Below are 18,876 nucleotides of genomic sequence, written 5' to 3'. Positions count from 1 at the left end.
AAGGCAGGTTCCACCGATGACCCTGGTTGCCACCCTTGTTGCCGATCCCCAACGCTCGGCAATCGACACCTCGCTTGTTTCCAGGGCGAGTGCCGTTCTGCCCGAGGGCGCACGCGCCGTGATGCTCGACGCCGGCAAGGCGGTCGATCTTTTCTTCGACGCCGATCCGGCGAGCGCGCAGGCATTCGACAGGGCGTTGCGCAATGTGCTTGCCGACGTTCCGGTGGATCTTCTTGTGCAGAAGCGCGCGGGAAGACGCAAGCGCCTGCTGATCGCCGATATGGATTCCACCATGATCGGCCAGGAGTGCATCGACGAACTGGCCAATGCGCTTGGCAAGAAGTCCGAAATCGCGGCCATCACCGAACGGGCCATGCGCGGCGAACTGGAATTCGAGCCGGCGTTGCGCGAGCGGGCGGCCATGCTCGCCGGACTTGATGTATCGGTGATCCAGAGCGTTCTGGATACGCAGATCACGCTGACGCCCGGCGCTTGCAGTCTGGTGCAGACGATGCGTCGCGACGGCGCCTACTGCGCGCTCGTTTCCGGTGGCTTCACCGTGTTTACCGAGGTCATCGCGGCGCAGATCGGGTTTCATGAAAACCGGGCCAACACGCTGGTGGTCACGGATGGAAAGCTGACCGGTGAGGTCGATGAACCGATCCTCGGACGCGCGGCCAAGCGCCAACGACTGGAAGCGCTCCTGGCCGAACAGGGGCTGACGCCGGACGACGCGATTGCGGTCGGCGATGGCGCGAACGATCTGGCGATGATCGAGCTGGCCGGGCTGGGCGTTGCCTATCATGCCAAGCCGTCCGTTGCAGAGGCGGCGGATGCCCGTATCGACCACGGGGACTTGAGCGCGCTGCTCTATCTGCAGGGCTACGCGCGCGCGGATTTTGCCGCGTAGTTTTCTCGGCCATCGAAAGACCTGCGAATAAAAAAGGGGCCACGGAATGAACCGTGGCCCCTTTGTTGTCGATGGGTCTGCACCCTAGTCCGTGATCGGCACGGGGATGAAGCGAACCTCGCCCTGCGCGTTGGAGATCAGCAAGAGCGCCAGGCGGCGGCCTTCTTCCTTCAGCGTCTTGATCCGGGCCGCGACATCGGCCGGTTCACGGACGGCTTCCTGGGCCACCTCGACGATAACGTCGCCGGCGGTGATGCGCTTTTCCGCCGCGTCCGACCCGGCCTCGATCTCGGTCACAACGACGCCTTCGACGTCTTCCGCGATCGAGTGCTTCTCGCGCAACTCGTCGCTCATCGGAGCAAGCATCATGCCCAGCATGGAGGATGTTTCCGGCTGAGGGTCGGCAGGCGCTTCACCACCACCATCGCCCGCGTCGGCGAGATCGGCCTCTTCAAGCCGCCCGAGTGTCACCTGCAGGGTCACTTCCTTTCCCTTGCGCAGCACGACGACATCCACTTCCTCGCCGACCGGCGTGTCTGCCACCATCCGAGGCAGGTCGCGCATCGACGGCACCCGCTTGCCATTGAAGTCCACGATCACGTCGCCCGCGGTCAGCCCAGCGTCCTTGGCCGGGCCGCCGTCGGTGATACCGGCAACAAGCGCGCCTTCGGTTTCGGACATGCCAAGGCTTTCCGCGATTTCGTCCGTCACTTCCTGGATACGCACGCCGAGCCAGCCGCGCCGCGTTTCACCGAACTCGCGCAACTGGGCGATGACCCTCTTTGCGGTTTGGGAAGGAATGGCGAAGCCGATGCCGATCGAGCCGCCGGAAGGCGAGATGATCGCGGTGTTGATGCCGATCACCTCACCGAGCTCGTTGAACAGAGGCCCGCCGGAGTTGCCCCGATTGATGGAGGCGTCGGTCTGCAGATAGTTGTCATAGGGACCGGAATTGATGTCGCGGTTGCGCGCGGAGACGATACCGGTTGTCACCGTGCCGCCAAGACCGAAGGGGTTGCCGATCGCCATGACCCAGTCACCGACGCGCATCTTCTCGGAATCGCCGAAGGCAACGGCCTTCAAAGGGCCGTCCGGCTCGACCTTGAGCACGGCGAGGTCGGTTTTCGGGTCCGTGCCAATCACCTCGGCGGCAAGCTTGCTGCCGTCGTTGAAGTTGACCGTGATCTCGTCGGCGCCTTCGATCACGTGATTGTTGGTAATGATGATCCCTTTGGTTCCGTCCAGGACAAAACCCGACCCCAGCGACTGGACGCGGCGCGGGCGATTGCCGTTGTCGCGGTTCTGGCGGTTGAAGAACTCGTCAAAGAATTCCTGGAAGGGCGAGCCGTCCGGAACCTGAGGCAGGGGAACCGAGCGTTGGCCGGTCACATTTTGTGCGGTGGAAATATTCACCACCGAATCAAGCCGTCCCTCGGCCAGGTCCGGCACGGAATCGGGCCCATGCGCCAGCGCCGGGCGCATATCGGACGCAAGGCTTGCCGCTCCGAGGGCGACGGCCAGCGTCAGCACCGCGGCGCGGCGGAAAAGCCGGCTCATGCCGGATGTCTTGGTGTGCAATGCGTCGTCGCGGGTCGTCAACGCGCCTTGAGGTGTCATCAGGGCCATCGGCCGTCGTCCTCCAGTGCCTTCGTCAGAGCGTCGGGTGATGCCGGCGCCGGTTGATAGTCTATCCCCGATCGTCAGAGCGAGGAAACCGTCCCGGTTCCTCCCCCTGCGGTGCGATCATCCGCGCACCAGCCATACGATGCAGACCCCGATGGCCAGCGCGGCGACACCGCCGCCGCGCAAGACAGTGTCAGGCAGTTCCAGCATTTGCCGGATCGCCTGCTTCATGGCACCCGGCGCCAGCGCGTAGAGGGTTCCCTCCAGCGCCAGCACCAAACCGAGTGCCGCCCACAGGTCGCTCACTGTGCGGATGCCGCGGGCGCCTCGGGCTGGGGAGTGCTCGTCGTCGCCGGCGGCATTGCCGCAGCCGGAACGCGCGTCGGCGACAATTCGGTTCCGCGCGGGTCACGGAAGTAGCGGAAGAACTCCGAATTCGGCGACAGCACCATCTGGGTGCCGCTGGTCTCGAGGCCGGACGCATAGGCCTGCATGGAGCGATAGAAGGAGAAGAACTCCGGATCCGCTCCAAAGGCTTCGGCAAAGATGCCGGTACGCTCGGCGTCACCGTCACCGCGCAGGATCTCCGCGTCGCGGTTGGCCTCGGCGATCAGGACCGTCGCATCGCGGTCGGCACGCGAACGGATCCGGCGGGCCTGCTCCTCACCCTGGGCACGCAGTTCCGTCGCTTCGCGCTGACGCTCGGTCTGCATGCGACGGAAAATCGCTTCGGAGTTGGTTTGCGGCAGATCCGCACGACGGATCTTGACGTCGATGACATCGATCCCGATGGGTGCGGCGCGCGCGGCGACGTCGTTGCGGATCTCGTCCATCAGTTCCGCACGCTCGTCACGCACGACCTGCACGAAGGTGGCACGGGCGAGCACGGAGCGCAGGCTTGACTGAAGGAAGGTCGCCAGACGCTGGTTCGCCTCGTTCGTGTTGTTCACCGTCTGGTAGAACAGCACCGGATTGGTGATCCGGTAGCGGGCGAAGGCGTCGACGATCAGCCGCTTCTTGTCGGAGGCGATGGCTTCGATCGGCGGCATGTTGAGATCACGCACCCGCTTGTCGAAGAACAGCACGTTCTGGACGAAGGGGATCTTCACCTTCAGCCCGGGCTCCTGCTCGGTCTTCTTGATCTGACCGAACTGGAGCACCAGTGCCTGTTGCGCCGGATTGACGACGTAGAGCGAAAGATAGGCAACGACCGCAATTGCCGCAATGAGGATGCCGATAATGGCAAGAACACCGTTCTTCATTACTGATTCCCTCCGGTGCGGGCCTGGCCCTGGTTGCGGTTGAGCTGGTCGAGCGGCAGATAGGGCACGACACCGCCAGCGCCGCCTACGTTGTCGTCGATGATGATCTTGTTGTTGGCGCCAAGCACCTTCTCGAGCGTTTCCAGATAGAGCCGCTCGCGGGTGACGTTCGGGGCCTTCTCATACTCGTTGAGCACCTTGGTGAAGCGCTGTGCCTGACCGTTCGCTTCCGCAACTGTCTGTTCGCGATAGGCGTTGGCGGCTTCAAGCACACGGGCGGCCTCGCCTCGCGCTTCCGGAACGATCCGGTTGGCGTAGGTCTGCGCTTCGTTCTGGATACGCTCCTGGTCGGCACGCGCCGCCTGGACGTCGCGGAAAGCCTCGATCACCTGCTGCGGCGGATCGACCTTCTGCATCTGGACTTCCGTCACCTCGATGCCCGCACCATAGGTGTCGAGCGAGGTCTGCATCAGTTCCTGGACGGCAATCTGGATCGGGGTCCGGTTTTCGCCGAGGATGGCGTCGATGCGGCTTTCGCCGACAACTTCACGCATCGCACTCTCGGCAACGGCTTTCACCGTGCCTTCCGGATCCTGGATGTTGAACAGGTAATTGGCCACGCCCTCCGGCGTATTGCGAATGCGCCACTGCACCTTGAAGTCGACGTCGATGATGTTCTCGTCGCCGGTCAGCATCAGGCTCTCTTCGGTGACGTCGGTCAGCGACACGCGGGTGCCACTCACGGTCTCGCGCATGCCCACGGTCAACTCGCGAATGCGCTGGACGTCGGGGGTGTACACGCTGCCAATCGGGTAGGGCCAATTGTAGTTCAGGCCCGGAGCGGTCTGGTTGGCCACTTCACCGAACACCAGCTCGACGCCGACTGCGCCTTCCTGGACACGGTAAAAGCCGTTCGCGAACCAGATTCCGATCACCACGATGGCGGCCAGAAGAATTCCCTTGAAGCCCAGGTTGCCGCCACCGGGAAGAATGCCTTTTAGCGTGCTCTGGCTGCGTTTCAGAAGCTCTTCCAGATCCGGGGGATTGCCGCCGCCACCGCCGCCGCCGCGCTGGGGACCGTTGCCCCACGGGCCGCCGCCACCGCCGCCGCCCGATCCGCCCCACGGACCGCCGTTGCCGCCGCCTTTCCAGCCGCCGCCGCCGTTCTGGTTGCTCCAAGGCATCAAGACATCCTTCGCTGGGGAACCCGACGCCACTCGCGCCGAGATCCGGTTGTATCCTTGCGCCCTCGTATCGGGCCTCGTCGGGTTATAAGAACTCTGTCCGGCGCTTTCAATGAAGCGTATCGGCGGCCTCTCCCTGACACCGACTTGGATACCGCAGCCGAACTTGTCAATGCGTGCCGGGCAGTCCGCTGCCGGTCAAGCCGCTTTTCGACTTGTTTTCCGCCGCCATGGTTTACCATGCCGCCGACAGTGCGGCGCGAACGGCCTCAAATCCGCTCTGCCGGGCACCATGTGCCGTGGAAAAGGCGGTTGGCGAAACGGCTTCTCCTGCCAGGAACACACCGCCCTCGATGGGCGCGCGTAAGAGCGCGCGAGCGCCAGCGTGGCCGGGCAGGGCGCAGGAATAGGCCCCCAGGACATGCGGATCCGAGGTCCAGTGCGTCGCGGTGGTGCGGCGGACGCGCGCGGCGATGCCGTTGCCGAAGACATCCTTCAGCGCCGCCAGGCCGAAATCCGCCATTGCCGCCTCTCCCTCGGCCTCGAGTGTCCGCGCGGTTTCGCCGCACAATTGGCCGATGATCACTGGGTTCGAGACGTGGTTGATGACGAAGTTGATCGGTGCCCGCTCGCGATCTGCGGGATCGAAGGTGTCGATATAGGCGGTGTCGTCAAAGTCTTGCAGCGGTTCATCGAGCAGGAAGGCGACTTTTTCCGCGACGCCGGTTGGGCAATTCGCCGCCGCCTGCATCACGTCATCTGGAAGCGCCGGCGTGAATCGGATCGCACCGGACGACAGGATGTTGGTCGACACCGTGACAATGACGCTGTTCGCGCGCAAGGTGCCGTGACTGGTCTCAATCCGGATCGGGCTCGACGAGCGGTCGATCGCGCGCACCTCGACGCCCAGATGCACCGGGACATGCGCGCTTGCCCGGGCAACAAGTGCGCCGTACCCCGAGGCAACTGGCCAGTTTTCCTTGGTGTCGGCATAGGCCGCCAGATCGAGCGTCGAGATCTTGTCCGGCGGCAGGGCGGAGAGCAGCGACATCCAGTGCCGGGCAAGCGGCCACCACGGGCTGTTTGGATCGCAGACGCTTTGCGCATCGACGTCCCGACCTGCGGCTCCGGTGTCATCGGCCGCCGCGAAGGCCGCCTCCACGGCATCCCAGGCGGCGACGGTCGTTGCCGGGTCCGCCTTCTCTCCCGCCAGATACAGCCCGCTGGAGCGCCGCGTGCCCATACGCCGATACGCCACCCCCAGCCGGTCGGCGATCTCGCGGAACGGATTGCGCGAGGCGCTGTGCATCCAGTGGCAGCCCCGGTCGAAGGGGATGCCGGGAAAGATGCGCTCGTCCGTCCAGGCGCGGCCGCCGACGCGCGCCTTTGCCTCCAGAACGGCAAAGGACACGCCGGCTTGCGCAAGGGTTTCGCCAGCGGCAAGTCCTGCGGCACCTGCGCCGATGACGATCACGTCATGGTCGGACATTGTGTCTCCGGAAATCGGGTCTTGAAAATCAGCCGGTCAGGCGTTCGGCGTGCCAGGCCAGATGATCGGGCAGGAAGGTGGAGACGAAATAATAGGAGTGGTCGTAGCCGCCCTGCATGCGCAGTGTCAGGTCGACGCCCGCCGCACGACAGGCCGCGTCGAAGGTCCAGGGCTTGAGCTGCTCCTCCAGGAAGCCGTCCGCAGCCCCCTGATCGATCAGGATATCATGCGCCCATCCGCTGGTCTTCACCAGGTGGCAGGCGTCATGCGCTTCCCAGGTCTTTCGGTCGGTGCCGAGATAAGCGCCAAGCGTCTTCTCGCCCCAGGGGCAGTTCACGGGATTGACGATCGGCGCGAAGGCGGAGACCGAGCGGAACAGGTCGGGGTATTTCATGGCGAGTGTCAGGGCTCCATGGCCGCCCATGGAGTGTCCGGTGATGCCGATGGCGCTGTCCCAGACCGGCAGGTCGGCGCAAACCAGGCCCATCAGTTCATCGGCGACATAGCTTTCCATCCGGAAGTGCGGTGCCCAGGGGGATTGCGTCGCGTCGACATAAAAGCCCGCGCCCTGGCCGAGATCATAGGCTTCGTCATCGGCGACGCCCTTGCCGCGCGGACTGGTGTCGGGGGCGATGACGATCATGGCGTTTTCCGCCGCGAGCCGCTGGTAGCCGGCCTTGGAGGTTGCGTTTTCCCAGGTACAGGTCAGCCCCGAGAGATAGACCAGTGTCGGGCAGGCCTCGCCGCGCAGGGCCTCGGCCGGCAGGAAGGCGGCGAATTCCATCTCGGTGCCGGTGGCGGTCGAGGCATGGCGATAGACACGCTGCTCTCCGCCGAAGGTGCGGGCGCTGGAAACAGGATCGAGCGTCATGAAAAGGTGTTCTCCGAAGTGATTTCATGGGGCGCGGCGGCCGCAGTGTCTGTCCCGGCCGTGCGACGCATGTCGATATGGGGAATCCCGTCCTCGTCGTAAACGTCCGAGACGGGGCGGAACCCGTGGGCGGCGTAGAATCCCTTCAGATGCGCCTGGGCCGAGAGCTCCGAGGCGAGGTCGGGCCACTGCTCGCATGCACGGGCGACGCCTGCCTTCAGGAGATAACCGCCGAGGCCGAGGCCCCGCCAGTCCCGCTTCGTGGCGATGCGTCCCAGGCGCGGCGCGCCGTTGTCGGCGTCCGGTGGCAGAAGGCGCAGGCAGGCAACGAGCGTGCCGCCTTCCGTTTCGAGCAAGAAATGGTCGGCGTCGGGGTCGCGCCCGTCGATTTCAGCATAGGCACAGGCCTGCTCCACCACGAAAACGGCGACCCTGAGCCGGAACAGCGCATGGATGCGGGCCGGGGAGAGGTCTGCAAGGTCGGACCATGTGGCCGTGAGGCGCGGTTTGCCCTCAAAGACCGGTGGCGGGGCAGTCCGGTTCACGATTGCCCGGCCGCCTCGTCGGCATCGGCGCGGGCTGCCCGGGCGAGCCGTCCGATCTGCTCTTCCAGCCGGTCGAGCGCCTCGCCCGTGCGTTCATGCGTGTCGCGCAGGTTTTTCAGGCTTGCCGAGATCATCGACAGCTCCGTCGTCATCCGTTCGTCCGTCGGCGCCTCGCCGACCCCGTAGAGGAGCCAGGTCGGGCTGACGGCAAGAAAGCCTGCGAGCATGGTCAGCCGGTTGGCGCGGGGCTCCGAACGTCCGGTTTCCCAGGCGTTGACCGTCGCGGTCTTGATGCCGAGACGGCGCGCAAGCTGCGCGCCGCTGAAGTTCGCGGCTTCCCGCGCGCGGCGGATGCGCCCGCCGATGGAATCCAGGTCGCGTGTCTCCGACCACATCGTTTCCGCATCACTCATTGCGGGAGCTCCTCAGGTTGCACGCATGCCGGCTCACGCCGCCGCGCCGTGGCAGGGTCAGTCGTAGAGCACGACCGAACGGATCGACTTGCCTTCATGCATCAGGTCGAAACCGTGGTTGATTTCCTCCAGCGGCATGGTGTGGGTGATCATCGGGTCGATTTCGATCTTGCCGTCCATGTACCAGTCGACGATCTTGGGCACATCGGTGCGACCGCGCGCGCCGCCGAAGGCAGTGCCGCGCCACGAGCGGCCGGTGACCAGCTGGAAGGGGCGGGTGGAGATCTCCGCGCCCGCCGCGGCGACGCCGATGATGATCGATTCGCCCCAACCCTTGTGGGCCGCTTCCAGCGCGTTGCGCATCACGCCGACATTTCCGGTCGCGTCGAATGTGTAATCGGCGCCGCCCTTGGTCAGATCGACAAGATAGGGCACGATATCGCCCTCGACCTCGTTCGGGTTGACGAAATGGGTCATGCCGAAGCGCTCGGCCATTTCCTTCTTGTTGTCGTTGATGTCGACGCCGACGATCATGTTGGCGCCGACGAGCCGCGCGCCCTGGATCACGTTCAGTCCGATGCCGCCAAGACCGAAAACAATGACGTTGGAGCCGGGTTCGACCTTGGCGGTGTTGATCACCGCGCCGATGCCCGTCGTCACACCGCAGCCGATGTAGCAGATCTTCTCGAAGGGGGCGTCTTCACGCACCTTGGCAAGCGCGATTTCCGGCAAGACCGTGAAATTGGCGAAGGTCGAGGTGCCCATGTAGTGGAAGATCTTCTCGCCGTTCAGCGTGAAGCGGCTGGACCCGTCCGGCATCACGCCGGCGCCCTGGGTCGAGCGGATCTTCTGGCACAGATTGGTCTTCGGATTGAGGCAGTATTCGCACTCTCGGCATTCGGGCGTGTAGAGCGGGATCACGTGATCGCCGGGCTTCAGGCTGGTCACGCCCTTTCCGACCTCGCGCACGATGCCCGCGCCCTCGTGGCCGAGGATCGCGGGAAACAGGCCTTCCGGGTCGGCGCCCGAGCGGGTGAATTCGTCTGTGTGGCAAATGCCGGTGGCCTTCACCTCGACAAGAACCTCAAAGGCCTTCGGGCCTTCCAGGTTGACGGTCTCGATCGTCAGGGGCTTTCCGGCCTGCCAGGCCACGGCGGCGCGTACGTCCATTTGTCGTCCTCCAGGAGTGGGTCGTGCGGCCGCGAAGCGGGCCGCGTGTTCTGAGGCCGATCCTAGGCAGCCTTTGCGAGAAGCGAAAGGGCGCAAGCCGACGCATGGGCGCGCAGACGCGACAAGGAGGCCGCAACCGCGTTGTTTGCCTGTCTTTGCCCGGTCGAAAAAAGTCCGCCGTCAGGCCTTCCGGCGATAGGTGAGGAACGTCACGTCGGCGTTGTCCTTCGGGCCGCGCTCCGGGGTCTCGCGCGCGGTCTCCTGCCAGACATGTTCGTCGATGTGCGGAAAGTGTGCATCGCCGTCGGGGCTGGCGTGCACCTGCGTGATCTCCAGCCGGTCAGCGCGGGGCAGGGTGGCTGCATAGATCTCGCCGCCGCCAACGACCATCACCGCATCGACGCCGTCGGCTGCGGCGATCTCGGCTGCGCGTTCGATCGCGGCCTCGAGCGAGGGGGCGGTGACGACGCCGTCGCGGGCCCAACTGGGATCGCGGGTGACGACGATTGTGGTACGTCCGGGAAGCGGGCGTCCGATGGATTCGAACGTCTTGCGACCCATGATCATCGGGTGGCCAAGCGTCAGCCGCTTGAACCGCTTGAGGTCGGAGGACAGCCGCCAGGGCATGTCGCCCTTTGCCCCGATGACGCCGTTTTCCGCGACGGCCGCGACGAGGACGAGGGCAGGGGCGGAGGGCGTTGGCGACACGGGCGGACCTTTTTTAACGGGCGCATTTCAGACTGCGCCGGGAGATACCACAAAAACGGCCCGCGCGGTGGCGGGCCGTTTCGTTTGGTGTGGATCGGCCGCGAACTGGAGCGCTTAGTTGCGCTCCTTGTCGAGAGGCGCGTTGGACTTGATCCCCCCGCGTCGGGCCTGTGGCCCGCGCAGAGGAAAAAGAGCCGTGGATCGGCCGCGAACTGGAGCGCTTAGTTGCGTGTCCGTCGAGAGGCGCGTTCGACTTGATCCCCCCGCGTCGGGCCTGTGGCCCGCGCAGAGGAAAAAGAGCCGTGGATCGGCCGCGAACTGGAGCGCTTAGTTGCGCTCCTTGTCGACCAGGGCGTTCGACTTGATCCACGGCATCATGCCGCGCAGCTTCTCGCCGACTTCCTCGATCTGGTGACGGTCGTTGAGGCGACGGGTCGCCTTGAAGCGTGCCTGACCGCCCTTGCATTCCTGCATCCACTCCGAGGTGAACTTGCCGGTCTGGATGTCGGTGAGGATGCGCTTCATCTCCGCCTTGGTTTCCGATGTCACGACGCGCGGACCGGACATGTACTCGCCCCATTCGGCCGTGTTGGAGATGGAGTAGTTCATGTTGGCGATGCCGCCCTCGTAGATCAGGTCGACGATCAGCTTCACTTCGTGCAGGCACTCGAAATAGGCCATTTCCGGAGCGTAGCCGCCCTCGACCAGCGTCTCGAAGCCGGCGCGGATCAGCTCGACGAGGCCGCCGCAGAGAACCGCCTGCTCGCCGAAGAGGTCGGTTTCGCACTCTTCCTGGAAGGTGGTCTCGATGATGCCCGAGCGGCCGCCGCCGACGCCCGATGCATAGGCAAGGCCGAGGTCGAGCGCGTTGCCGGATGCGTCCTGATGGACGGCAACGAGGCACGGCACGCCGCCGCCCTTTTCGTATTCGCCGCGCACGGTGTGGCCCGGGCCCTTCGGCGCGATCATGAGAACGTCGACCGTGGACTTGGCCTCGATCAGGCCGAAGTGGACGTTGAGGCCGTGGGCGAAGGCGATTGCCGCGCCGTCACGGATGTTGCCGGCGATGTGGTCCTTGTAGATGTCGGCCTGGAGCTCGTCCGGGGTGGCCATCATCATCAGGTCGGCCCAGCCGGCGGCGTCCGCGACGCTCATCACCTTGAGGCCGTCGGCCTCGACCTTGTGCGCGGTCGTCGAACCGGGGCGCAGGGCGACGACGATGTCGGCGACGCCGCTGTCCTTCAGGTTCAGCGCATGGGCACGGCCCTGCGAGCCGTAGCCGATGACGGCGACTTTCTTGGACTTGATCAGGTTGAGATCGGCATCACGATCATAATAAACGCGCATTTTTGGATACTCCCGTTTGGCGTTTCATGGGTGGGCGCCGGATGGCCGGCGTCCGGGTTATCGGTCATTCGCCCGCGTCAGGCTCTTTACGGATCCTTCGGCGGGAAGAGGGCGAGAAACTGGTCGACCGCGATCTGCGCGCGGGCGGCGAAATCGGCCTCCGCGCCCTGCGGCACCTCACCGAGCAGCCAGCGGCCGTGGGCGTCGCGCACGATCAGCCCGTAGAGTGTGCGATAGGCCTCCGTGGCGTCGACGGCGGCGATATGCCCCTGTGCGGCCCCTGCTTCCAGCAGTACGCGCGCGCGGGTCGCGATCCTGAGGCGTCCGCGTTCCAGCAGCAGGCGGCCGAGCGGCGAGCCCTCGCGGCTTGCCTGGCCGATGGCCAGCCGGTTGAGCGCCAGCGACGTGTCGCCGGCCAGCACCGTCAGCAGATCCTCGGCGAAGGTGACGAGACGTTCGCGAAAGGCGGATGCGCTCAGCTTGTCGTCGTTTTCATGCGGCACGCGCACCTTGGAGGCCTGATGGGCGACGATGGCGGCGAGCAGCCCGTCGCGGTCGCCGAACCACTTGTAGAGGCTTTCCTTGGAGCAATTGGCCGCCCGCGCAACGGCTGCCGTCGTCAGCGCCTTTTCGCCGCCCTCAACCACAAGCCGCAGCGCAGAGGCGAGGACCTCGTTCTGGCGCGGCGTGAATTCGGGGGCGGGAGCGGTCATCGGGGCGGGGCGATCCGTGTCGGACAAGTGCGAAAGGGGCGGAACTGTTTCGAAATCGAGCTCGATGTTGCGTACCGTACGGTACGGTTCGGTAGCGAACAATGCGCCGGGCGGGCGCTGCCGTCAAGCGGGAAAATGCAGGGTTTTAATCTTGGTCGCTAGATCGCGTCGAACCCACGGCGGTCGCCCTGGCTGGAGACGAATAGCCGCAACGCCGGGGCCTATTGGCGTCCGTGTCGACGGTGAGTGGGCGAGGATCCTGTCTCAACCGTCGAAGAACCGCCGCTACCGCTTCGGGTGCGATCGGGCGGCGGATCTCTCGAAAGCGCGTGCGAACGGGCGTTAGATAAACAAATCCCCCTTGGAGACGATCACCGCCTGGCCGCCGATGCGCGCGGCGTGGAGCGCGCCGCCTTCGATGTCGAGTTCCAGGTCGATCAGCGAGGGGCGGCCCATGTCGTAGCCCTGCTCGATCCTGAGGTAATGCGTTCCGTCGGTCGGCTTGTCGAAATGGCGGACGACGCCGGCGAAGGCGGCCGCCGCCGAACCGGTGGCCGGGTCTTCGTAAATCCCCATGCCGGGGCTGAACATGCGGGCCGAGAAGGTTCCGTCATGCGTCGTCGTCTGCCGGCAGTAGACATAGACCGGCGCGCCGCCGTCGCCGCCGTAGGCATCCTGCCAATAGGCCTGGACGGGCCGGGCGCGCGACAGCGCCTCCAGATTGGCAACGGGCACGAAGGCGAAGGCGACCCCTGACTCGAAGGCCGAGGGACGGTGGTTCTCGAAGCCGATCTCGTTGGGTTCCAGCGACAGGCTTGCCGCGATGATGTCCTTGTCGCCGAGCGGATCGGCGGGACGGGCGAGCCTCGGCACGTCGAATTCGGCAAAGCCGGCCGCGCCGTTCTTCAAGACCACGCCGCAGCGCACGTTGCCGACGGCCTCTTCCAGAACCACCATCGCGTTCTGGTCGTCGTCGGTGTCGCCGAAGCGCTGGCGGGCGAGCAGGATCGCGGTGCCGACCGTTGGATGACCGGCGAAAGGAAGCTCCTTCGTCGGGGTGAAGATCCGCAGTTTCGCGGAATGGGCGGGGTTTTCCGGCGGCAGCACGAAGACCGTCTCCGACAGGTTGAACTCGCGCGCGATCCCCTGCATCCGGGCGTCCGACAGGCCCTCCGCGTCCAGCACAACCGCCAGCGGATTTCCCGCAAGGGCCTGATTCGTGAAGACGTCGAGGACGTAGAACCGTCGTGCCATCGTGCGCATTCCCCTGTTTCTCATGTCGTCAAGCCCGAGTGTGCGGGCGGACAGACTGTCGCATGCCGGGGCCGGCGTTGCCAGCGCCGGACGCGACTTCGCGCAACGTCATGGTGAAAGACGGGTTAACGCCGACACCACCGGTGCGCCTGCGTCCTCCCGGTCGCCGCCGGCCATGCGAGCGGTCGGCTGCGTAGTCATACGTGAGACCAGCTGTCGCAGCGACTGGCGCGGACATTTTGTTATTATATTCTAATATACGAATATTATGAAAGGGTGTCCGATGCGCTACGCAAGCAATCTCGGGGAGCGGTATTCCCCTTTGTACTTCCTGTCCTCGCTGGGGGCCGGCGGCCTGTCGGTCGCCTTCTTCATGTTCCTGATGTGGATGACACCGCACAAGGGCACTCCCATCCCCACATTCGATACCTTGATGGTCGCGTTCCTGTCCGGATCGCTGGCGATGAAGGGACTGATCGCGGTCGGATATCTGGGTGTTGCGGTCTTTGCCGCGATCCATATGCGCACGCTTGTGTGGAATCTGCGCGAATACGCCCTGTTCCGCAAGGGGGCGGCCTACCGGACGCTAAGAAGCGGCAACGGCGAAACCCAGTTGATGACGGTCCCGCTGACCCTGGCGATGACGGTCAATGCCGCCTTCATCGTCGGCGCGCTGTTCGTTCCCGGTCTGTGGGCCTATGTCGAATATCTGTTTCCGGTCGCGATCGCGGTTTTTCTCGCCATCGGCGTCTACGCCATGCGGATCTTCACCGATTTTCTCTCGCGGGTCCTTACCAGCGGCGGGTTCGATTGCGCCAGCAACAACAGTTTCGGGCAGATGCTCTCGGTCTTCGCCTTCGCCATGGTGGGGGTCGGGCTGTCCGCCCCGGCGGCGATGAGCCATTCTCCGGCGGTCACGGCCATCGCGACGATGCTGTCGCTGGTGTTCATCGTGGCCGCACTTGTCTTCGGGGCGATCATGCTGGTGCTCGGATTTCGGGCGATGATGGAGCATGCCGCAAGTCTCGAGACCACACCGACACTTTGGATCCTCATCCCGATCGTCACGGTCCTTGGCATCGCGCTCTACCGACTGAACATGGGTCTTGCGCATACGTTCGGTGCGGAATGGCATCCAGGCTCCGCCTTCTTCTTTCTCGCCACGCTGTTTGCCGTCCAGATTCTCTTCGGGGTGATCGGCTATGCGGTGATGCGCCGTTTCGGCTATTTCGACCGCTACGTCAGTGGAGACGAACGGTCTCCCGGATCGTTCGCGCTGATCTGCCCGGGCGTGGCGCTCTGGGTGTTCGGGAACTTCGTCATCAATGCCGGGCTGGTTCGGCTGGGTGTCGTCGAACGGTTTTCCCCGGTCTGGTTCCTGCTCTATCTGCCGCTCGCGCTCTTGCTGGTGCAGACCATCCGCATATATTTCCGGCTGAACGCCAGGCTGCTCGGCGCACGGCCCGGAGATGCGTCCGCGGCACAGGTCTCTGCCGCCTGAGGGGGGCGCAGTGCATCGGGAGGTATTCTGCATGCCTCCCGGCCAGGACACGGGGCTGTTGCAAGGGCGTATGAACCGGGCGGCAGCGCCCGTCGTAACGAGGCACATGACCCTTTCCCTGAACAGTTTTTCCGGTGGCGGCCTTGCCGTCGTCATCGGATCCACCGGCGGGATCGGCGGCGCTCTCATCGAGCATCTCGAGGCGAGCGGCACGTTCGACACCGTGATCGGTCTGTCGCGGCGAACGACCCCGGCGCTCGATCTTCTCGACGAAGCCTCAATCGCCGAGGCGGCGGCTTTCATGAAAGAGCAGGGGCCGCTGCGCCTGGTCATCGATGCAACCGGGATTCTGGCGGATGAGGAAATGGCGCCGGAAAAGGCGCTGCGCCAGATCGATCCCGTCCAGATGGCGCGTTCCTATGCGATCAACGCGATCGGGCCGGCGCTTCTCCTGAAACATTTCGGTCCCTTGATGGCGCGCGACGGCAAGGCAGTGTTCGCAACACTGTCGGCCAAGGTCGGCAGCATTTCCGACAACGGTCTGGGCGGCTGGATCAGCTACCGCGCGGCGAAGGCCGGGCTGAACCAGATCGTTCGGACGGCCTCAATCGAGCTTGGTCGTCGGGCGCCGGAGCTTGCGGTTCTGGCGCTTCACCCCGGCACGGTCGATACGGGATTGTCGAAGCCGTTCGCGAAGGCCGGCCTTGAGGTGCAGGCGCCGGAGGTGGCGGGGGAACGGCTTTTGTCCGTGATCGACACGGCCGATGCCTCGCAAACGGGCGGGTTCTTCAGCTATACGGGCGAACGGCTCGCCTGGTAACGGGCGACGTGCGAGTGGGATGTGATTGCACGTGGCGCGACGGCGGGTGTACAAGGCGCGCATCGTCGCCCGCCACGGGTGTCCGCTATCTTGAGATCCCAATGGCCGACTATCGCATCTCCGCGTTCTATCATTTCGCTGCGCTCGACGATTTCGCCGAGCTCAAGGCGCCCCTCGCCGCGCTCGCCTGCGGGGCCGGGGTGCGCGGTTCCATTCTTCTGGCGGCGGAAGGGGTCAACGGAACGATTGCCGGCACCGAGGACGGCGTCGCGGCGGTGCTTGACCATCTCAGGGCGGATCCGCGCCTCTCGGACCTTCAGGAAAAGACCTCGCGCGCGCAGCGCATGCCGTTCAAAAGGCTCAAGGTGCGGCTGAAACGCGAGATCGTGTCGCTCGGCGTCGAGGGGATCGATCCGGTTGGAAAGGTTGGCACCTATGTCGCGCCAGAAGACTGGAACGCGCTGTTGCAGGATCCGGATGTGGTGCTGATCGACACGCGCAACGACTACGAGGTCGCCTTCGGGACGTTCGAAGGGGCTGTCTCGCCGCAAACGCGCAGCTTCCGCTCGTTTCCGGACTGGGTGAGATCCGCGCCGGCTATGGCCGACAAACCCAAGGTCGCGATGTTTTGCACCGGCGGTATCCGCTGCGAAAAAGCGACGTCGCTGTTGCTCGAGCAGGGATTTGGCGAGGTCTACCATCTCGATGGCGGTATCCTGAACTATCTCGAGCAGGTGCCGCGCGAGGACAGCCTCTGGCGCGGCGACTGCTTTGTCTTCGACGAGCGCATTGCCGTCGATCACGATCTTGCCCCGACCTGGGGCGAGGGCGCGCCGGAAGAGGCGCATGCGGTGCTGCCGCGCGCCGTGGTCGAGGGCGGGACCGAGTGATCGGCCCGGTGCCGGACTTCAAAGCCTGAAGAGATGACCGGGCAGGCCGCTGACCCCGGGCGACAGCGAAAACACCAGACCTGAATCGGGATAGTCTGCCAGCATCTGCGCGTCGGCGAGCGGTCGCAGGCTGGTGATGACCAGCGTGTCCAGATCGGGCCCGCAAAAACACGGCATCGTTGGACGGGGCACCGGCATCGCCAGCGTCTCTGTCAGCGTGCCGTCGGGCGCAAATCGATTGACGACGCCCGCGGAGACGCCGGCCGACCAATAGTGCCCCTCCGCATCCATCGTGCCGCCATCCGGCCGGCCGCTCTCGTTGGTCATCTGCGCAAAGGGATGGCGGTTCGAAATGGTTCCGCTCGCCACGTCGAAGTCCCAGGTCTCGATCCGTCCGGGGCGGCTGTCGGCATGGTAGAGCGTCTTGTTGTCGGGCGACCAGGCCAAGCCGTTCGAAACCGTCACCTCCTCGATCACGCGCGTGCAACCGCCGCCGGCGTCGATCCGGTAGAGCGCTCCAATCGGTTTCCGGTCGGGGCGGTCGTCCATGGTGCCGACCCAGAACGCGCCGTCGGGGCCGACCTTGCCATCGTTCAGCCGCGTGCGCGGATCGTCCGCCTCGATGGACACCAGCGCGGCGATGTCTCCGCTTGCCAGGTCCAGCAGCCCGACGCTGTCGCGCAGGGCGACAATCAGCGTTCCGGGATCCATGGTGAGGCCAAAGGAGCCGATGACGTCCGGCAGGGCGCGAATGGTCTCGGTGCCGCTCGCCCAGTCACGCGCGATCAGCTGCTTGCCCAGAATGTCGCACCAGTAGAGGGTCTGGCTGCGGCCATCCCAGGTCGGACACTCGGCCAGATCGCTTCGGGTGTCGCTCAGCCGGGTGATGGATCGTGAGATGAAATCGGGCTGGGTCATGAAACAACCTTCGTATGGGAGACGATCCACCTGACCGGCGAAACCCTTGTGTCGGACGAAAGCCACTGGCGATCAAGGCCGAAGCCGCTGGCCGGGTGCAGGGGCGGGGCGCGGGAACAGGGATGAGGGGCGTTGTCGTGCGTGTCAGCCGATCGCTTGCCTTGGTGCGCGCGTGTCGCGGGGCGCCGGTGTGGAGAGCCAGGTCTCGCGGACCTTGCGGACAAGATCTTCCAGCTTTTCCATCGTGTCCGGTTTGGTCAGGACCGCATTCGCTCCCGCGCAGCGTGCCTGCGCGCCAATCTCCGCCTCGTCGCTGGTCGTCAGAACCAGGATGGGGGTTGCAAGAAATCTGGGGCGCGCTCTGAGAACCCGCAGAAGGTCCAGGCCCGACAGGCCGGGCATGTTGATGTCGAGCACGATGAGGTCCGGCATGGGATGGCCGGCGCTTTGGGCCTCGCCAATCCATTCCAGCGCCGCCGTCCCGCCCGGTATTGCTATCACGTTCAGCGTGTGTCCGTCAGGCATGGCCTTTCGAAACAGGCGGTCGACAAGCCAGATGTCGTCGCGATCGTCATCGACGAGAAGGACGGTCAAGGGAGCTGCACAGGGCAAACTGTTGGTTTCGAGCATGGCCATTTCGCCAGATCTAGAAGACCCACACTGTCTGTTTTCCATACCCTATCAGCAATACTCCGGATTTCCCACCGGTGAGATATCTCTTTGTTACCGTGACTTCTTGCAGCTTCTCGCATTATTGAGACGGTCACCCCTTGTCGCGTTGCGGCTCTTGACGCGGGCCGGGCAGAGGAAAGGCCGTGCTCTTCGCAATGGTGCGGATCGCGAAAGACGAGCGCATCCGCGATACCCCGGGCAGCCGGGTAAGATGGGCGCGATGGATGTGTTCGAAATGGGTGGGGTCGGCGGCCGCGATGCGCAGCATGTAGTCCGCGTCGCCGGCCATCAGGTAGCACTCCATGATTTCCGGCGATTGCGCGACCGCCTCCTCGAACGCGGTGAGAACCTCGTTGGATTGAGAGTTCAATGAGATCTCGACGAAAATATCCATCCGCCGACCGATCCGTTCCTGGTCGAGAAGCGCCACGTAGCGCTCTATCACCCCGGACTCCTCCAGCGCACGCACCCGGCGAAGGCAGGCGGACGGCGAGAGCCCGACGGCATCGGCCAGTTCGCTGTTCGAGATCCGCCCGTCGCTCTGCAGCAAGGTAAGGATGCGCCGGTCGATCCGGTCGAATGGCAT

At 64.8% G+C, this 18,876-nt stretch carries 20 protein-coding genes; 4 read left to right on the top strand and 16 right to left on the bottom strand.

Going from position 1 to position 18,876, the window contains the following annotated elements:
- Nucleotides 1-16 precede the first annotated feature (16 nt).
- Entirely contained in the window at nt 17-910 is an 894-nt protein-coding gene (serB, locus tag BLU32_RS12750) for a phosphoserine phosphatase SerB (RefSeq protein WP_093807492.1), read from the top strand.
- An 84-nt stretch (nt 911-994) separates the two neighbouring features.
- On the opposite strand, the gene BLU32_RS12745 is transcribed toward serB, so the two are convergent.
- From BLU32_RS12745 to BLU32_RS12685, 13 genes are all read right to left on the bottom strand, one after another.
- On the bottom strand, nt 995-2,467 hold the full coding sequence (locus tag BLU32_RS12745) for a DegQ family serine endoprotease (RefSeq protein WP_093810990.1): 1,473 nt from the start codon (nt 2,465-2,467) through the stop codon (nt 995-997).
- Between the two features lie 186 nt (nt 2,468-2,653).
- Nucleotides 2,654-2,839 (bottom strand): DUF2065 domain-containing protein, encoded by a 186-nt coding sequence (locus BLU32_RS12740; protein WP_093807490.1) that lies wholly within the window; start codon nt 2,837-2,839, stop codon nt 2,654-2,656.
- Nucleotides 2,836-3,795, bottom strand: a complete 960-nt coding sequence (gene hflC, locus BLU32_RS12735) for a protease modulator HflC (protein WP_093807488.1) — start codon at nt 3,793-3,795, stop codon at nt 2,836-2,838. Before hflC ends, BLU32_RS12740 begins: the two co-directional genes overlap by 4 nt.
- Complete coding sequence (gene hflK, locus BLU32_RS12730) at nt 3,795-4,979, bottom strand: FtsH protease activity modulator HflK (RefSeq protein ID WP_093807486.1); 1,185 nt, start codon at nt 4,977-4,979, stop codon at nt 3,795-3,797. Before hflK ends, hflC begins: the two co-directional genes overlap by 1 nt.
- A gap of 235 nt (nt 4,980-5,214) precedes the next feature.
- Nucleotides 5,215-6,468 (bottom strand): NAD(P)/FAD-dependent oxidoreductase, encoded by a 1,254-nt coding sequence (locus BLU32_RS12725; protein ID WP_093807484.1) that lies wholly within the window; start codon nt 6,466-6,468, stop codon nt 5,215-5,217.
- A gap of 28 nt (nt 6,469-6,496) precedes the next feature.
- Complete coding sequence (gene fghA / locus BLU32_RS12720) at nt 6,497-7,339, bottom strand: S-formylglutathione hydrolase (protein WP_093807482.1); 843 nt, start codon at nt 7,337-7,339, stop codon at nt 6,497-6,499.
- A complete protein-coding gene (locus BLU32_RS12715) occupies nt 7,336-7,884 on the bottom strand; it encodes a GNAT family N-acetyltransferase (protein ID WP_093807480.1) in 549 nt (182 codons plus the stop codon). The genes fghA and BLU32_RS12715 overlap by 4 nt, the downstream gene beginning before the upstream one ends.
- Complete coding sequence (locus BLU32_RS12710; protein WP_093807478.1) at nt 7,881-8,297, bottom strand: helix-turn-helix domain-containing protein; 417 nt, start codon at nt 8,295-8,297, stop codon at nt 7,881-7,883. Before BLU32_RS12710 ends, BLU32_RS12715 begins: the two co-directional genes overlap by 4 nt.
- 57 nt (nt 8,298-8,354) lie before the next feature.
- The gene (locus BLU32_RS12705; RefSeq protein WP_093807476.1) at nt 8,355-9,467 is read right to left on the bottom strand and encodes an S-(hydroxymethyl)glutathione dehydrogenase/class III alcohol dehydrogenase; all 1,113 of its coding nucleotides are present in this window, start codon (nt 9,465-9,467) and stop codon (nt 8,355-8,357) included.
- Between the two features lie 180 nt (nt 9,468-9,647).
- Complete coding sequence (locus tag BLU32_RS12700; protein ID WP_093807474.1) at nt 9,648-10,175, bottom strand: dihydrofolate reductase; 528 nt, start codon at nt 10,173-10,175, stop codon at nt 9,648-9,650.
- 327 nt (nt 10,176-10,502) lie between these two features.
- Nucleotides 10,503-11,522, bottom strand: a complete 1,020-nt coding sequence (gene ilvC / locus BLU32_RS12695) for a ketol-acid reductoisomerase (RefSeq protein ID WP_093807472.1) — start codon at nt 11,520-11,522, stop codon at nt 10,503-10,505.
- An 86-nt stretch (nt 11,523-11,608) separates the two neighbouring features.
- Nucleotides 11,609-12,235: a TetR/AcrR family transcriptional regulator gene (locus BLU32_RS12690; protein ID WP_093810988.1), complete on the bottom strand. Its 627-nt coding sequence runs from the start codon at nt 12,233-12,235 to the stop codon at nt 11,609-11,611.
- A gap of 342 nt (nt 12,236-12,577) precedes the next feature.
- A complete protein-coding gene (locus BLU32_RS12685) occupies nt 12,578-13,489 on the bottom strand; it encodes a PhzF family phenazine biosynthesis protein (RefSeq protein ID WP_093810986.1) in 912 nt (303 codons plus the stop codon).
- A 283-nt stretch (nt 13,490-13,772) separates the two neighbouring features.
- On the opposite strand from BLU32_RS12685, the gene BLU32_RS12680 reads away from it, so the two are divergent.
- The 3 genes from BLU32_RS12680 (at nt 13,773) to BLU32_RS12670 (ending at nt 16,700) form a co-directional block, all read left to right on the top strand.
- Nucleotides 13,773-14,990 (top strand): hypothetical protein, encoded by a 1,218-nt coding sequence (locus BLU32_RS12680; RefSeq protein ID WP_093807470.1) that lies wholly within the window; start codon nt 13,773-13,775, stop codon nt 14,988-14,990.
- Nucleotides 14,991-15,096: 106 nt separating this feature from the next.
- A complete protein-coding gene (locus BLU32_RS12675) occupies nt 15,097-15,810 on the top strand; it encodes an SDR family NAD(P)-dependent oxidoreductase (protein ID WP_093807468.1) in 714 nt (237 codons plus the stop codon).
- A gap of 101 nt (nt 15,811-15,911) precedes the next feature.
- On the top strand, nt 15,912-16,700 hold the full coding sequence (locus BLU32_RS12670) for a rhodanese-related sulfurtransferase (RefSeq protein ID WP_093807466.1): 789 nt from the start codon (nt 15,912-15,914) through the stop codon (nt 16,698-16,700).
- A gap of 18 nt (nt 16,701-16,718) precedes the next feature.
- On the opposite strand, the gene BLU32_RS12665 is transcribed toward BLU32_RS12670, so the two are convergent.
- From BLU32_RS12665 to BLU32_RS12655, 3 genes are all read right to left on the bottom strand, one after another.
- Nucleotides 16,719-17,618, bottom strand: coding sequence for an SMP-30/gluconolactonase/LRE family protein (locus tag BLU32_RS12665; RefSeq protein ID WP_093807464.1), 900 nt, complete (start codon nt 17,616-17,618; stop codon nt 16,719-16,721).
- A 144-nt stretch (nt 17,619-17,762) separates the two neighbouring features.
- Nucleotides 17,763-18,248 (bottom strand): response regulator, encoded by a 486-nt coding sequence (locus BLU32_RS12660; protein WP_157727661.1) that lies wholly within the window; start codon nt 18,246-18,248, stop codon nt 17,763-17,765.
- Between the two features lie 133 nt (nt 18,249-18,381).
- Entirely contained in the window at nt 18,382-18,876 is a 495-nt protein-coding gene (locus tag BLU32_RS12655; protein ID WP_093807460.1) for an Lrp/AsnC family transcriptional regulator, read from the bottom strand.

It is taken from the genome of Stappia sp. ES.058, assembly GCF_900105595.1.
Taxonomy (GTDB): domain Bacteria; phylum Pseudomonadota; class Alphaproteobacteria; order Rhizobiales; family Stappiaceae; genus Stappia.
Note: the sequence above shows the minus strand (reverse complement) of the source record. Positions and strands in the feature narration are given on the sequence as shown.